The sequence below is a fragment of the Pseudomonas cerasi genome, assembly GCF_027983475.1.
GTDB lineage: Bacteria > Pseudomonadota > Gammaproteobacteria > Pseudomonadales > Pseudomonadaceae > Aquipseudomonas > Aquipseudomonas cerasi.
This window is the reverse complement of sequence record NZ_JAQJVM010000003.1, coordinates 841,643-857,036: the sequence shown is the minus strand read 5'-3', so window position 1 is coordinate 857,036 and position 15,394 is coordinate 841,643. Positions and strand designations below refer to the sequence as shown.

The following is a 15,394-nucleotide window of genomic DNA, read 5'->3' as shown; positions in this document are numbered from 1 at the left end:
GTGCGTGACATTCGATGTGGTAGCGACACTCCCAGCTAACGTAATTCGAACAACGAAGGACATAATATGCTAAATAGAATTTCATCATCCAGCCCGACCAGCTATGTCAGTTCAGGCAGCTCATCGGCAGGTATCAACCCCAGTATAAATGTCAGGCCTCCAAGGGGTGGGCCCGTTGATACGCTAGTAGGCGCAGCCAGTGACAACAACCTTGTGTACATTGGTGATGAGCACGGTAAGCTTTTCATACCTAAACTAATAACCGAGTCCGCTGCAAAACTTAAAAATGCAGGCGTCGACCACCTGGCGGTAGAGTTTGTAAAGCACTCCGATGGCGCCGCGTTCAGAGAAGCATTGAGCGATGGAAAAAGCGCTGTCAAACACTTTCTGGAAGCATCATGGGGTCGACACGGAGACGCTTGGCTAGACAAGGTTTCTGAGGCGCTGTGCAGTGCTCATCGTGCAGGGATTTATGTTTCTGGAATTGATAGAAAAATGGCGATAGATCAGCCTAAAACGCCGATGCAAAAAATTTTGTACATGAAAAAGAGGCTAGCTTTGAATGTAGCGTGGGATGCGGCGGCTACAAGAGAGGCCTCCGCTGTCTGCGCGAACAAAAGTATCGTATGGGGCGGTGCCGGCCATTTCAGCAACAGCAAGACTGACGGACCAAAAGACATGCGGCCAGGCTTGGTAATCTCGTTTGATCTGACTGGAAGAGGCTCTAGCAGAATCAATGATGCTGATGAACATAGCCATATCGTGATCGCTGGCGAGGATAACTAACGAAAACCATTACTGGTTAATTTTCCTTGGCCATTGCATTTGACGTCCTGGCGAAATTCCGAGCAAGGTCATTGCTTCCGGCCAAACCGTTTGAGGTTTCCAGCTGCGTTTTCATCGCTTCGACTGGGCTGACTGGGCTTTTGGCCCAGTCAACCCTCTTACGGGCGCAACTCACTCACCCCCCCCCTCCACCGCTCCCTCGCTAACGCGCTCCCTCGCTTTTTTTCAAGCCTGCTCTTCAAAATAAAGCTGCGCCAAGGTGTTAAGTAATGTTATATAAAAATTAACTTAACATTATCTGATCGTTGGAAGATGATCTTTTCGACATCCATGACGCCCTGAAAAAAATACAGAACGGGACGGGAACCAAGATCCCCTGTATTGACACCGGGGACATTGCGCCGCGGTGGCACCATCCCAAGGCCCAGCGAAATGCGCGCCAAGTAATTAATCTCCTGCAAGCATCGGAGCGCAGGACCTCCTAAAACAAAAATAATAGGACACAATCATGCATAGACTCATTTCACGTCCCACGATCGGGCTGTTGTTTTCTCTGACCTTACTCGGTTCTGCCGTCAGTGCCGCGCCGTTACCCGCTGCGACCGAGGGCGACTGGGTTGCACCGCAGTTCACCTTCCATACCGGTGAAAAACTCGCCAACCTCAAACTGCACTACATCACCCTTGGCAATCCCAAAAATCCCGCCATCCTCTTTCTGCACGGCACCTATCGGCCAGGCAGCGATATGCTGAGCAAGGATTTTGGCGGGGAGCTGTTTGGCCCTGGTCAACCGCTGGACGCCAGCAAGTACTACATCATTTCCACCGATGGCATCGGCGTGGGCCAGTCCAGCAAACCATCGGATGGCTTGCGCACTCGGTTTCCGGCGTACAACTACAACGACATGGTTCAAGCCCAGTATCGGTTGGTCACCGAAGGTCTGGGTATCAAGCACCTGAGGCTGATCATCGGTAACTCCATGGGCGGCATGCAAACCTGGATGTGGGGCCAGAACTGGCCGCAGATGATGGACGCACTGGTGCCCATGGCTTCCCAACCCACCGAAATGTCATCCCGCAACTGGATGATGCGCCGCTTGCTGGTCGAGTCAATCAAGCAGGATCCGGCCTGGAACAACGGCAACTACAGCGCGCAACCGCCGTCCCTACGCTTGGCCAACGCGATGTTCAGCATCGGTACCAGCGGCGGTACTCTGGCGTATCAGGCGGCTGCCCCGACCCGCGCTCAGGCCGATAAGCTGGTGGATGAACGCCTCAGCGCTGCACAAACCGCCGACGCCAATGACTTCATCTACCAATGGCAATCTTCCGCCGACTTCAACGCAGCCCCCGGTCTGAAAAAAATTCAAGCTCCGGTGCTGGCCATCAATTCAGCGGACGATGAGCGCATCCCGCCGGAAACAGGCCTGATGCAGGCGTCGATGAAAGAGCTCAAGCACGCACGGCTATTACTTATCCCCGCCAGTGCCGACACCCGTGGTCACGGCACCACGAGCATGGCGAAGTTTTATAGCAAGGAGCTCGGGCAGTTCATGCTTGAGACTGAAAAGGCGAAATAGACGACCCGCTTACCCCGGCCAAACGTTTTCAACAAACCGGCTTCAGCTCAAAAGTCCGCCACCTTGCCCCAGGCGGACGTTTGAAAGCGGTCAGGGTGATAAGGACGCGGGTCTACAATGGGGCTCACACCACTGACAATATCGGCAATAAGATGACCCGCGCCGGGGCCAATACCAAAGCCATGCCCGCTGAACCCGGCCGCAATCACCAATCCCGGCAGGCTGGACATTTCTCCGATACCGGGAACGCCGTCCGGCGTACTGTCCACGTAACCGGCCCAGGACGCCTTGATCGACGTACCCTGCAGTGCCGGCACCAATTCCACTGCGCGCTTGTAAGTCAGCGCAACTGCGGAGGCGTCAGCGCTTGGATCGAGAATGCGCATTCTCTCCATCGGCGTTGGCTGGTCCAGGCGCCAGCGCTTCAAGCTTTCGTGGCCTGCTTGCCAGCCTTCCAAGCCCCCAGGCGCAAGGTTGCGCCAGCGACGCTGAAACATTGGCAGGAATTGCGTAGAGAACCTCAGCAACTGCGGCGTGATATCGACTCGACCCCGGCCACTGATCGCCAGCGTGTAACTGCCATCAAAGCGGCGGGTCATGGACGCGCCGGTGGTATGCAGCGCACTGGGAATTTCCTGGCTCGGGGCGGTGACCGAAAGCACGGTCTGACGAATCGTCGCTTGCGGGAAGCGAATACCATACTGGCGGCAGAACGAAGATGCCCAAGCGCCTGCGGCAAGCACCGCGAGCCGGGTGCGGATGGTGCCTTTTTCGGTGACGACTGCCGACAAGCGACCGCCTTCGGTCTCGACGCCCCGCACGGCGCAGTCCTGATGCACGCTACTGCCCAGTGCCATGATCGCGCGCGCGACTGCGGGGGCTGCGCGGGAAGGGTCGGCAATGCCATCTGTGGGCGCAAACACCCCACCTTTCCATAGCTTGCCAGTCGCCCTGCCCCGTTCGGCGGCCTGCTCGGCGGTGAGCATCTGGGTCTGCACGTTGACAGTGCGCGCAAACTCGCCCCAGCACGCCCACCCTTCCAGCTCCTGGTCGTTGTTGCTCAGGTAGAGCAAGCCGCATCGCGTAAAGCCGGTCTGTTCACCGGATTGCTCGGCGAATTGCTCCCACAGTTCCAGGCTTTTGGTGGCCATCGGTAATTCACGCGCATCGCGATTCTGCTGACGGCACCATCCCCAGTTACGGCTTGACTGCTCGGCGCCTATGCGGCCCTTTTCAACCAGCGCGACCTTCATGCCGCGCCTGGCAAGGTAATAGGCGGTAAACGCGCCGATGATACCGCCGCCGATCACAACCACATCGGCCTCCGCCGGCAGATCTGCAGAGGTATGCACGGGAGTTAAAGGTGCTGGCATGTTCTGGTTATCCACATGAGTTCAGAAGAGTGACCTGTTGCTAAAGCCCGACCCGTCCAGCCAGTCCTCCTATAAAGCGCAGACCACCGTGGTCTGACGGGCATCTGCCATCAAGGGTTTATTACACCACCATAAGGCCGTCAATAAGCGCTTAAACGCGGGGCTACCTGGTAGAAACCACCGTTTAAGCGGCACGCTTCGGCAGACTTTATCGAGGCGCCGAGGTAGGCTTTACAATTCGGCAACAGCGCTTTCCAAGGCGTCAAGCAGAGGGCACGCCTCTCTTCTTCGCTCTGACCCTCACATCAAAAAAACGGACCTTTTCAACACAAAGGCGTCCAACCTGGGTATCGCTACCACCGATCAGCCTCATAAGCCCTCGACCCAGGACAACCCATGACCTTCTTCATTTTCCTTTTAGCCTGCTGCGCCGCCGGAGCAACCGGCATCATCTTCAAGCCAGGAGCATGGTACGAATCTCTTAAGAAACCGAGCTTTACCCCCCCTGACTGGGCGTTTCCGGTGGCGTGGACGACGATTTATCTGCTTCTCGCCTGGGCGGGCTATCGCTTGACGCTGATCCCCGGCAGCGAGATCGTACTGGCCTTGTGGGCCGCTCAAATAGCGCTTAACACGTTGTGGACGCCGGTGTTTTTTGGCGCGAACCGTCTGGTTGCTGCGATGGTGATTCTGGTTCTGCTGTGGGTCGTGGTTGCCGCGATGATCGTGATGGCCTTGCAACTGGACATCATCACCGGGCTGATTTTGTTTCCCTACCTGGTCTGGCTCTCGGTGGCAGCGGCGTTGAACTTCTCCATTCTGCGCCACAACCGATAAGTGCCTGGCGCTGACTTCCTTATGCTTCCCCGGCGAGTTTGAGCAGAATATTGATTAACTGATTCATGTAAGCCAAGGACGGCCAGCATCGGCAGTTAATCTGTTCCGCTCAATTCACAAGGCGCTACAGCGCGTAGCGCCGACAGTGCTCAAGGTAGCCTTGCTCGTGACTGCCGACCAGTTGAACGACGCTTGACCATAGCCAGGAGGGAGCGTCCAGGGTCTCGGAGCGATTGCTTTGCAGATCTCTGATCCACGCCGCACGTGTGGCCAGATCCATCTGTCTGGCGTGGGCGTTACCAACCACTTTTGCGAGATACGCTGCGGCCTGCATGGCCTCTTGCTCGGTGAGCTCATCCAGTTCCAGCTTCATGTCCTGAGGAAGCAGCTCACGTATGAAGAACGAATGATCCAGCATTCGCACGGCAACCATTCGGCTGCCCAGGCCGGGCGACAGATTCCGGGCGCCCTCCACTACCCGTTTGCCATTGTCTCTGGGCATGCGAGCCCTTGCCGTACGGGGGGCCGCCGCTGCGACGGCTTCCTTGACGTCGAGCAGGCAGAACTCTTCATCCTCTTCATCGCCAACACCCATCAGCACCGCATAGCGAAGCAGCCCCAGAGAGCTGCATCCTTTTACCCAATAGGCGGAGTCGAGTAAGCGCACACGGTCATCCTGCGACCTGCCTTTGAGCGATGTCACCAGCGCATGAATCTCCGGCGTTTCGCAAAGCTCCTTGATTGCATCGCGTTCCGCGCGTGACAGTTGCCAGAAATGCTTACCCAACGGAATGGTCGGCTGCGTACCTTCGAAGCGCTCCTTGGCAAGGTGCTTCCACGTGCGTTGTACCGCGCTACGCATTCCGGCTTTCACTTGCGCAGGGCGATCAGGCTCTTCATCGTCGTCGCCCAAAAAAGCTTCTTCGTAGCCCTGCATCATCTCTTCCAGCATTCTTGCCGTGGTAACGCCGGGCAAGTCCGAGCCACGAGCAGCCGTCGCCAACGACAACCCCAGCCTCACCAGGTCATGGGCAGGATTACCGATGACGGCCTGATCGAGATCGCGGATATGCATGTCGATGCGCCCTCTCGAATCCCCCGTGGGCCCGAGATTGCCGGCGTGACAATCGCCACAGATCCAGACCGGCGGACCGCTGGGCAGACGTCTGCCCGACTGGCTGTGAAGCCACTCATAGAACTGGGCGGTATTGCCTCGAACGAACGCGTGCGCAGACCGCGCCATTTTTAGATTGCGCAGATTGATGAGGGATTTGAGACGTGTGTTCGGGCGAGGCGTTTTCATCGGAAAACCTTGAAGAGGGTTATTCCATTGACTCTTCATGTGACACGAATGTTTCAAGATATTTCATATCTGATCGCTGTTTATTTCAGCGTCCCAGCCGGATTCAAACTATTTCAAGCGCTTTGCCCACCGCAAACTGGCAAGGTCGACCGTCAACAAGAAAAGAACAAGAGAAAGCAGTGTGTATTCCCGGTCAAAGCGGTCCAGACGATCAGACCGGAAATACACCTGCACAAGCCCGTTAAAGCTTGAACTGCGCAACCATCGTGTTGAACGAAATCGCCAGCCGTGACAGTTCCTGACTGGATGCACTCGTCTGATTAGCGCCCGCTGCAGACTGTGCGCTCAGCTCCTGAATGTTGACCAGGTTGCGATCCACTTCGCGTGCGACCTGGGCCTGTTCTTCGGACGCCGAGGCAATCACCATGTTGCGCTCGTTGATGGTGCCTACGCCGCTGGTGATTTTTTCCAGGGCGCTGCCGGCACGCTGAGCGAGTTCCTGGGTGTTGGTGGCCGTCGCCAGGCTTTTGCTCATTGCAGCGACCGCACCGTCGGCACCGGACTGCACGGTACCGATCATGCCTTCGATTTCCACCGTTGAAGCCTGGGTGCGGTGCGCCAGAGCGCGCACTTCGTCGGCTACCACAGCAAACCCTCTGCCTTGTTCACCGGCGCGTGCAGCCTCGATGGCGGCGTTCAGCGCAAGCAGGTTGGTCTGTTCCGCAATGCTGCGGATGACCTCAAGCACTTTGCTGATATCCCGGACGTGGCCGGCAAGCGTGGTCACTGACCCCGTCGACTCGGTAATCTCCCTGACCATCGTGCCGATGCCCTTGACGGTGTTATCCACCTGGCCACGACCGTTCGCGGCGTCGGTTGCCAGTGCTTTGGACTCCTCCGAGGTAGACACTGCATTGCGGGCTACCTCTTCAACAGCAGCCGTCATTTCGTTTACCGCCGTTGCAGCCTGTTGAATCTCGTCGTTTTGTCGAGTAAGGCCGCGTGTGCTTTCTTCGGTGACCGCGCCAAGCTCTTCGGCTGCGGAGGCAAGCTGATCGGACGCGCTGGAAATCTCCTGAATCGTGCGTTTCAAGTTGCCCTGCATCGTGCCGATCGCATTGAGCAGGTGCCCCGCTTCATCGCCTCGGGTGCTGGAAACGCTCTGGGTCAAGTCGCCCGATGCAATACGTTGTGCAACTTCGATAGCGCTTCTCAGTGGTCCTGTAATCATGCGAGTGATCAGAATACCCAACATGATCGCCACCACAAACGCGATGACGATACCCGCCGTCAACATGAATACCGAGTTGCTTTGCAGCCTGTCAGCGGCCTCTGCACCTTCTTTGATCTGGCGCTTGTTGGAGTCGATCATGATCTGCAGGTAGCCGCGAGCCTTGTTGAACTCCCCGTCCGCCAGCGCGTTGAGGCGATTGCGCGCGTCTTCCAGTTTGCCCGCCTGCTGCAGGTCAAAGATGTTCTGGGAAGCAGAGATGTAGGCTGACATCAAGGCGTCGTACTGGTCGCCCGCTGCGCGTTCATCGTCCTCCAATGGGGTGGCGCGGTAGATGGCATAGACTTTCTGCGCACGCTCCAGCTCGGCATTGATACTTTGGCGCATTTTCTCCGCCGTGGCCTTGTCCTTGGCATCGAGCAAACGGTAAAGCCCGCGGTTATGAGTGGTCAGGGCGGTCATCGTCTCGTTGGTGTTGGCCACTGAAACCAGATTATTCGAGAACGTCAGCTCAAGGGCATCGGAAAGCCGGTTGATACCGAGCATGCCCAAACCACCCACAGCCAACGTGATCATGGCGCAAACGATGAACGCGGCCATGAGTTTTTTAGCGAAACTGGTGCGATTTATCAGGTTCATTGATTATCCATCATCGTTAAGTAAGGGGGCACTTCTGTCCGAGAGCCCTACTGCACTAGAGGCAAGTAGTTACGCGTGGTTTTGTACTTTTGTTGTAAGCGGTTCGTTGGACTACAGAAATGGCCATCCCCTCTCTGTGCCAGGGCAGAACCTGCTTCCTACAACAAACTAACCGTGCCGTAGCCTAGTAGATATCTGGCCCAAGACCGTTAGTTTTACGGGCCGCGAGAGGTAGAAAGTGCTGTTCACGACACTTTGACTTTTCGCGCTCCCTGTCTTTATCGGCATGAAGCGGATTTTATGAATAGCCACGGGGGTGTTACTGGATAAAAAGGGGGGACTGCATGAAAACGGGTACTGATGCGCTGGGTGCGCTCAGTGGAACCCAGGGAGGAAGTATGTCGGAATGCGAAGTATTCTCTGGTGCTTATTCCGGTCAGGGAGCCAGCCCCGAGGCAGCATTACACTGTTTACCCAGGCCTGCGAAACCACTTTATAAGTGTCTCATGGCCATCATCGATATAAGTAAAGATAACGGGCACTACCAACAGGCTTAGTACGGTTGAGGCCAACAGTCCGCCGATAACGACCACCGCCATCGGTTGACGGAAACCGGATTCGCCGCCCCATCCCAGTGCGGTCGGCAGCATGCCCGCGCCCATTGCAATGGTGGTCATGAGAATTGGCCGGGCGCGTTTGTGGCAGGCGTCGATCAACGCTTCGTAGCGGCTTACGGTCGGCGCACGGCGAGCCATGATTGCGTACTCCACCAGCAGGATCGAGTTCTTGGTGACGATCCCCATCAGCATCAGCAGACCGATGACTGACGCCATGGAAAAACTCATCCCGCCGATCAACAGTGCCAACAGTGCGCCACCAAGCGATAGCGGGAGCGCCGACAGGATGGTCAGCGGCTGCATGAAGTCATGGAACAGCAACACCAGCACCGCGTAGATACAGAATACGCCAACGGCCATCGCCAGACTGAAGTTGCCAAACAACTCGCTCATCAACTGCAACTCGCCCTGCTCCACCAGTTTTACTTGCGCTGGCAGGTTCTGCATGACCGGCGTTTGCCTGGCCTGTTCCATCACTTCGCCCAGATTGCTGCCATTGAGTTCGATGGACAGGGTGATATTGCGTAAGCGATCGATACGATCAATCTGCGCGGGGCCGCTGCCCATGCTGAGCTCTCCCAGCGACGCCAGTGCGATCTGGCCATCACGCCCCGTGATCCGTAACTGAGCGAGGCTCTGCAGGTCGGTACGTACTTGCGGCTGCATGCGCACCCGTACATTGACCTGGCGCTGGGACAGATTGATCTTGCCCAGAGACGAACTGTATTCACCATAGGTGGCCATGCGCAGGGTGTCGGCGATGTCTTGACTGCTGACACCCTGCTCTGCCGCGCGGACAACATCCGGGCGCATCTGGATTTCCGGTCGTTGCACCGCAGCACTTGAGGTGACGTTGCCGATGCCCTTTATCTGGCGCAACTGCGGTTCAAGCGCGGCGGCGGTACGCTCCAGTAAATCGCCATCATCGCTGGCGAGGACGATGTCCAGCCGTTCGCCGCTGGCGTCACCACCGACCGTCACCCGCACACCAGGCAAACTGCGCAGACTTTCACGCATGCTCGCTTCCACCTGGGATTGTCTCAGGGCGCGCTGGTCTCGCGGCAGCAGATCGACGGTCAGTATCGCGTTGCGATTACCTGCACTGCCGGCATCGCCGCTGCCCGCTGCGATGAACACGTGGGCCACTTCAGGGATCGCACGCAAACGCTTCTCAGCCTGCAAGGTAATCTCGCCGGTCTGCGCCAGACTGCTGCCGGGCGGCAATTCCAGGCTGACGGTGCTGCTGGCAATATCCTGTGCAGGCAGAAAGCTGGTCGGCAGCAAGGGTATAAGCGCCAGCGAGCCGATGAATAGAGCGCCCACAATGGCCATGGTGGTCTTGCGGCGGCTCAGGCTGGTATGAATCCAGCCCAGGTAACGCCTCATCAAACCGCCGTCGTGTTCGCCATGCGATCGCGCCTTGAGAAAGTGCGCAGCCATCATCGGCGTCAGAAGACGGGCGACCAGTAACGAAAACATCAACGCAGCGCTGGCGGTCACACCGAACTGGCGAAACAGTTTGCCGGAAATCCCGCCCATGAAAGCGGTCGGCAGGAATACCGCGACCAGGGTCACGGTGGTTGCCAATACCGCAAGGCCGATCTCGTCGGACGCTTCGATTGCCGCCTGCCGTGGGGTTTTGCCCATGCGCAGGTGTCGCGCAATGTTTTCGACCTCAACGATGGCATCGTCGACCAGAATGCCGATCACCAGCGCCAGCGCCAGCAGCGATACGGTATTGAGGCTAAAACCGGCAAAATACATCACGCCGAAGGTCGGGATGATCGACAAGGGCAGCGCCGTGGCCACGATAACGGTCGCCCGCCAGTCACGCAGGAACCACCAGACCACCAGCACAGCCAGTAACATCCCTTCGTAAAGCAGCGCCATGGAGCCACGATAGTTTTCCATCACCGGCTCGACGGCATTACTCGCCTCTTCAATACGCACATCAGGGTGCAGCCTGGCGAACTCACTGACTGCCTGGCGCAAATCCCTGGTCACGCCGACGTCGGAAAAGCCCAGGGAGCGGATGACCTGAAAGCCAATCACCGGTTTGCCATCGCGATACGCCAGCGTAGTACGCTCGGCATGGGTATCGCGCACGGTGGCCAACTGCTGCACAGCGAGCATCCGTCCATCGCTGACGGGAATGCGGATAGCGCCCAGCGCTGCGGGGTCGTCAATACCGCCGAGGACACGCAGCGCCTGTTGACCGCTGCCCAGATCGCCCTGCCCTCCGGAATTGTCTTTTTGCATCGCCCGCAAACGATCTGCAATATCCGTCACACTCAGACCCAGACCGGCCATCAGCGCCGGATCAAGGTCAACCTGGACTTCGCGGTCCACGCCGCCCACCCGGCTGATCTTCGCGACCCCACGCACGGTCAGCAGCTGTTTACTCAGCTCGTTGTCGACAAACCATGACAACGCTTCTTCGTCCATGCGTGGCGCATCGACCACATAGGTCAGCAACGCCGTAGTGTTGGTGGTCAGGCGGGTTACCGATGGCGTGTCGAGGTTGGCTGGCAATTCAGCCGCAGCGCTGTCCACCGCATTGCGCACTTCGTTGAGGGCTTCGTTGCCATCCTTGTCGATGTCGAAGATCACATTGATGAGGACACTGCCTTCGGTAATTTGCGTGGTGACATGCTTGAGCAGGCGCAGCGAGGTCAGCTTGTCTTCGAGCTTGCGCGCGACTTCGGTTTCCAGTTGCTCGGGGGCGGCCCCTTCCAGCGAGGCACTGATGACCACAGCAGGCAGATCGGTGTCGGGAAAGTCCTGGATGCCGAGACGCTCGAATCCGAGGAAACCAAACAGGGTCAGCAATAAAAACAGCATGACCGCCGGAACCGGGTAACGAATCGACAACGCGGAGATATTCATTGCGCGCGGGCCTCGGCGTTGACCAGCGTCACGCTGGCCCCGTCATTGAGAAAGGCCCCACCGCTGCGGACGATCTGTGCCTGCTCTGCCAGGCCGGCGAGGATTTCCAGCGCCGACCCACGACGTCGTCCGATCTCTACCACTTGCTGGCTGACGCGCATGTCCTTGCCCAGTACAAACACATAGGAGCGCCCGTCGCGCAGGATCACGCTGGTGTCAGGAACCGTCAGCGCCGGGCTGGACGGCAGTTCGATGCGACCGCTGGCGTACATGCCGGAGCGGGCCATCGACCCTGTCGGCAGGGATACGTAGACCAGCGCCCTGCTGGTCTTGCCGTCAAGCACTGGCGAGACCAGCCGCACGTGCCCTTCGACCTCATTACCGCCGGGCAGCTTCACACGGGCGAGCTGCCCGGCCTTGACGCCTGGCAGTTGCTGGGCATCCAGTTCCGCCTGCCACTCGATGCGGCCCTCCCGGATCATTCTGAACATTTCGCTGCCCGCCGACACCACATCGCCAAGCAAGGCCTTGCGCCCGGAAATGATTCCGTCATCCACCGCGACGATGCGCGTCTGCGTGAGTTTGATCCGGATGCTGCGCAGATCGGCATTCGCCGAGGCCAGGTCAGCTTCGGCGGTCTGCACCTTGACCCGGTACTCTTCCAGTTTCTGCTCGGACAGGGCGCCGCTCTGCCCTACCGAGGCCGCCCGTCTGGCATTGGAGCGGGCTTCCTGCAGTTGCGCAGAGGCCTGGGCGGCCGCCGACTTCTGCTTGTTTTCCTCGGCCAGCACGCTGTCATCGGCCAGGGTCGCCAAAACCTGGCCCTTCTTCACCTGATCGCCGATATCAGCTTTCAGGCTGGCGATACGCAAGCTTCCGGTCTCGGCACTGATCACGGCTTCCTGCCACGGTGCGAGCGCACCGCTGGCCACACGCTCCTGCGGCCAGTCTTCGCGACGCGGTTGCACCGCCTCGACCGTCAGGCTGGTGGCCGGCGCGGCCGCGGCTGCCGGGGGCGGCTCTGCGCGGCCAGACAATAGCCAGCCCGAAACGCCCAGCACTGCCAGCGTCAGCAGCCCATACACGCGTATCTTCCTCATGCGCCGCCCCGCTTCGGTGTTTCACCGGCCAAACCTTCGCGACTGTCCTGCCATCCACCGCCCAGGGCCTTGTACAGGGCAATCCAGTAGCGCACCTGATTTTGTTGCACGTTGATCAATTCGATTTCTGCCGACAGCGCCGAGCGGCGAGCCTCTTCGCGGTCCAGCAGGCTGGCATTACCGGCCTGCCAGTTGCGGTCTGTGGCCTCGAACGACGCTTGATAACCGTCGCTGGCCCGCTGCGTGCTGGCTTGCGAGCGCCGCGCCGCGTCCAGGCGCACCAGCGCCTGCTCGACCTCCATTACCGCTGTGCGCAGGGTTTGCCGGTAGGTCGCCAGCGCCGTGTCATAATCCGCCCGCGCAGAATCTACCGCCGCCCGGCGCTTGCCTGCATCGAACAGCGGAACAGTCAGTTGCGGGCCGAGGCTCCAATCGCGGCTGAATACTCCGGTGGTGGTCCCCACTTCGAACGAGCCAACCAGGCTCAGGCTCGGCAGACGATCAGCCTGGGCAGCGCCAATCTTCGCATTCGCTGCGGCCAGTTCGCGTTCGCTGGACGCCAGGTCCGGGCGCTGGCGCACCAGATCGGCGGGTATTTCCCGTACATCCAGCAACGCAGGCTGCGGCAGTCGCGCGGGGTTATGGCTGAGCACTTCTCGTACCTGTTCCTCGTCGCTGCCAGTCAGGTCCACCAGGCTCTTGAGCAGCACGTCGCACTCGCTCTGTTGTTTGATGAGAGTCGCAGTGCTCGCCGCCGCACTGGCGTCGCTCAACGATGAATCGGCGGCGGCGGTAAACCCGGCCTGAAACGATACGCGAGTCAGACGTGCTGTCTGCTCCTGGGATTGCGCCTGATCACGGTAAGCGTTCACCAGCATCTGGCAGCCGCGGTACTGCACGAAGTCATCACCGACCTCGGCGGCCAGTGATACGCGAGCGTCATGCCAATCATTGACACGTGCTTCGAGCAGATTGCGTGAAGCCTCGTCGGTGCGTCGCAGTTTGCCGAACAGGTCCAGTTCCCAGGACGCATCGAGGGTTGCGCCGGAGGTCTTGCCGCTCTGGCGCACCCCGCTCTGCCTGATGCCGGCGCGTGACTTGCTCACACCGCCGCTCACTTGCGGCAGCCGGTCGGCAACGCTGTCGTCCACCGTCGCACGTGCCTGGGCAATGCGCGCAAGAGCCTTGTCGAGTGACGGACTGTCTGCCTGTGCCAGACGCAACAGGGTTGCCAGCGCAGGGTCATTGAACTGTTGCCACCAATCCTGCAGCCCGACCATCGACGCGTCATGCGGCAGTGGCGCATGCCACTTGCTGGCAACCGCCACCGCAGGCAAGTGGTAGTCCGGTCCTAGCGTGCAGCCGCTCAGCAGCGACACCAGAAACGTCGACAACAGGAAGTGGCCAGCAGGTTTGCCAATCGACATAAAGCTCTCGAAGGTTCCGGAACAGTGGTTGTCTGGAGATAAGGCAACGGCGCAGGGATCCGGGCGATCAGGAGCGTTGTCGCGAGATTTCCTACAGCGCCACAAATCCCTTTCGTAGCATGCATTTAACGCCTGAGGCCGCGAGATGTCTGTCGTGGAATACGGGGACAGTCCGGCGGCGATAAGTTGGCGATCCCCCTGAGGTTCTTACAGAATCGCGCTCTGCTCGAAGCGAGTAGCAATGAATCCGTACCTGTGCCAACAAGGGATCGACTATGGAAGAGTTAAGCAATCTCAAGAAACTGGAGTCGAATGCGCGCACCTATGCAGCGACCTTCCAGCAACTGTTTGTCAGCGGCAAAGGCATGCGAGTCAAGGACGCCAATGGCCGGGAGTACCTCGACTGCCTGTCGAACGCTGGCACGCTGGCACTGGGTCATAACCCACCGGTGGTCCGCGAGGCGGTGATCGAATTTCTCAACAGTGATCATCTGCAGCAGGCCCTTGACCTGGCCACACCGGCCAAGCACGCCTTCGTCGAAGAACTGTTTGCGACGTTGCCCGCCAGCATGCGTGACAACAGCAAAATCCTGTTCTGCGGCCCCAGTGGCTCAGACGCGGTCGAAGCCGCAATCAAACTGGCTCGCCATTACACCCAGCGCTCGCCGCTGATGTCCTTCCACGGTGGTTACCATGGCATGACCGCTGGCGCATTGTCGGCCATGGGCAACCTCAACCCCAAAGCCGGCCTGCTGGCCCAGGGCACCCACTTCCTGCCCTTCCCCTATCGCTTCCGCTGCCCGTTCGGCACCGATGGCGAACATACCGACCGCCTCTCCATCGAGTACATCCGCACGGTACTCAGTGATCCGGAAAGCGGTGTGCCCAAACCGGCGGCGGTGGTGGTCGAAGTGATTCAGGGCGAAGGCGGCTGTATCGCGGCATCGGCCGAGTGGCTGCGCGCCGTGCGGGAGATCACCCGCGAGTTCGGCATCTTGCTGATTATTGATGAAGTGCAGACCGGACTCGGGCGTACCGGCAACCTGTTTGCCATCGAACATTCCGGGATAACGCCGGATATTCTGGTGCTGTCCAAGGCCATCGGTGGTGGCTACCCAATATCAGTGATCGTCTATGCCGAGCACTTGGATACATGGGGCCCGGGTATGCACGCAGGCACATTCCGTGGCAATCAGGTGGCGATGGTGGCCGGAGCTGCGACCATGCGTCATATCAAGGAGCACGACCTGGCAGGCAATGCCTCGCGCCGGGGGGAGCAGTTGCAAAGCGGGCTGGAAGATATCGCCCGACAGTTCCCGTTTATCGGCGATGTTCGTGGCCGTGGGCTGATGCTGGGCGTGGAGATCGTCAAACCGGCCAGCGGATCGCGTCCTGGGGCTGGCGATGGCGCACGTGCGCGAGCGATCAAGCTGGAGTGCTTCGACAACGGCATGATCATCGAAACGGGTGGACGCAGCAGCGCAGTCCTGCGCTTCCTGCCACCTTTGAACATTACCGAGTCGGAAGTAGGTACAGTTCTCGACCGCTTCGAACAGGCCCTCAGGAGCAGCAGCGCCGCACGGGTTTCCAGCGTCAGTGCGGTAGGCTGATCTCTC

Annotated in this window: 10 protein-coding genes; 4 read left to right on the top strand and 6 right to left on the bottom strand. The window is 59.0% G+C overall.

The window, feature by feature from the left end:
- Window positions 1–66: 66 nt before the first annotated feature.
- Together PI739_RS19390 and PI739_RS19385 are read left to right on the top strand one after the other, a co-directional pair.
- Window positions 67–786, top strand: a complete 720-nt coding sequence (locus tag PI739_RS19390; protein ID WP_004417680.1) for a hypothetical protein — start codon at window positions 67–69, stop codon at window positions 784–786.
- Window positions 787–1,294: 508 nt separating this feature from the next.
- Window positions 1,295–2,365, top strand: coding sequence for an alpha/beta fold hydrolase (locus tag PI739_RS19385; RefSeq protein WP_003433875.1), 1,071 nt, complete (start codon window positions 1,295–1,297; stop codon window positions 2,363–2,365).
- Between the two features lie 47 nt (window positions 2,366–2,412).
- Here PI739_RS19385 and PI739_RS19380 read toward each other — a convergent pair whose 3' ends face one another.
- Complete coding sequence (locus PI739_RS19380) at window positions 2,413–3,738, bottom strand: NAD(P)/FAD-dependent oxidoreductase (protein ID WP_271352110.1); 1,326 nt, start codon at window positions 3,736–3,738, stop codon at window positions 2,413–2,415.
- A 396-nt stretch (window positions 3,739–4,134) separates the two neighbouring features.
- Here PI739_RS19380 and tspO point away from each other — a divergent pair, with 396 nt between their 5' ends.
- Window positions 4,135–4,575, top strand: a complete 441-nt coding sequence (tspO, locus tag PI739_RS19375) for a tryptophan-rich sensory protein TspO (protein ID WP_003371008.1) — start codon at window positions 4,135–4,137, stop codon at window positions 4,573–4,575.
- A gap of 124 nt (window positions 4,576–4,699) precedes the next feature.
- Here tspO and PI739_RS19370 read toward each other — a convergent pair whose 3' ends face one another.
- The 5 genes from PI739_RS19370 to PI739_RS19350 all read right to left on the bottom strand — a co-directional run bounded on the left by PI739_RS19370 (window position 4,700) and on the right by PI739_RS19350 (window position 13,778).
- The gene (locus PI739_RS19370; RefSeq protein WP_032609567.1) at window positions 4,700–5,878 is read right to left on the bottom strand and encodes a DUF2252 domain-containing protein; all 1,179 of its coding nucleotides are present in this window, start codon (window positions 5,876–5,878) and stop codon (window positions 4,700–4,702) included.
- Between the two features lie 241 nt (window positions 5,879–6,119).
- Window positions 6,120–7,748 carry a methyl-accepting chemotaxis protein gene (locus tag PI739_RS25090; RefSeq protein ID WP_003433879.1) on the bottom strand — a complete coding sequence of 543 codons (1,629 nt, stop codon included), beginning with the start codon at window positions 7,746–7,748 and terminating at the stop codon, window positions 6,120–6,122.
- A gap of 470 nt (window positions 7,749–8,218) precedes the next feature.
- Window positions 8,219–11,251, bottom strand: a complete 3,033-nt coding sequence (locus PI739_RS19360) for an efflux RND transporter permease subunit (protein WP_271352109.1) — start codon at window positions 11,249–11,251, stop codon at window positions 8,219–8,221.
- The gene (locus PI739_RS19355; RefSeq protein ID WP_271352108.1) at window positions 11,248–12,351 is read right to left on the bottom strand and encodes an efflux RND transporter periplasmic adaptor subunit; all 1,104 of its coding nucleotides are present in this window, start codon (window positions 12,349–12,351) and stop codon (window positions 11,248–11,250) included. The genes PI739_RS19360 and PI739_RS19355 overlap by 4 nt, the downstream gene beginning before the upstream one ends.
- On the bottom strand, window positions 12,348–13,778 hold the full coding sequence (locus PI739_RS19350; RefSeq protein ID WP_271352107.1) for an efflux transporter outer membrane subunit: 1,431 nt from the start codon (window positions 13,776–13,778) through the stop codon (window positions 12,348–12,350). Before PI739_RS19350 ends, PI739_RS19355 begins: the two co-directional genes overlap by 4 nt.
- 275 nt (window positions 13,779–14,053) lie before the next feature.
- On the opposite strand from PI739_RS19350, the gene PI739_RS19345 reads away from it, so the two are divergent.
- Window positions 14,054–15,388 (top strand): diaminobutyrate--2-oxoglutarate transaminase family protein, encoded by a 1,335-nt coding sequence (locus PI739_RS19345; RefSeq protein ID WP_003433886.1) that lies wholly within the window; start codon window positions 14,054–14,056, stop codon window positions 15,386–15,388.
- Window positions 15,389–15,394 lie beyond the last annotated feature (6 nt).

What these genes read in the sequence shown, in the direction of transcription:
- PI739_RS19370 (WP_032609567.1), bottom strand. Translation starts at nt 5,878, where the DNA reads ATGAAAACGCCTCGCCCGAACACACGTCTCAAATCCCTCATCAATCTG.
- tspO (WP_003371008.1), top strand. Translation starts at nt 4,135, where the DNA reads ATGACCTTCTTCATTTTCCTTTTAGCCTGCTGCGCCGCCGGAGCAACC.
- PI739_RS19390 (WP_004417680.1), top strand. Translation starts at nt 67, where the DNA reads ATGCTAAATAGAATTTCATCATCCAGCCCGACCAGCTATGTCAGTTCA.
- PI739_RS25090 (WP_003433879.1), bottom strand. Translation starts at nt 7,748, where the DNA reads ATGAACCTGATAAATCGCACCAGTTTCGCTAAAAAACTCATGGCCGCG.
- PI739_RS19380 (WP_271352110.1), bottom strand. Translation starts at nt 3,738, where the DNA reads ATGCCAGCACCTTTAACTCCCGTGCATACCTCTGCAGATCTGCCGGCG.
- PI739_RS19385 (WP_003433875.1), top strand. Translation starts at nt 1,295, where the DNA reads ATGCATAGACTCATTTCACGTCCCACGATCGGGCTGTTGTTTTCTCTG.
- PI739_RS19350 (WP_271352107.1), bottom strand. Translation starts at nt 13,778, where the DNA reads ATGTCGATTGGCAAACCTGCTGGCCACTTCCTGTTGTCGACGTTTCTG.
- PI739_RS19345 (WP_003433886.1), top strand. Translation starts at nt 14,054, where the DNA reads ATGGAAGAGTTAAGCAATCTCAAGAAACTGGAGTCGAATGCGCGCACC.
- PI739_RS19360 (WP_271352109.1), bottom strand. Translation starts at nt 11,251, where the DNA reads ATGAATATCTCCGCGTTGTCGATTCGTTACCCGGTTCCGGCGGTCATG.
- PI739_RS19355 (WP_271352108.1), bottom strand. Translation starts at nt 12,351, where the DNA reads ATGAGGAAGATACGCGTGTATGGGCTGCTGACGCTGGCAGTGCTGGGC.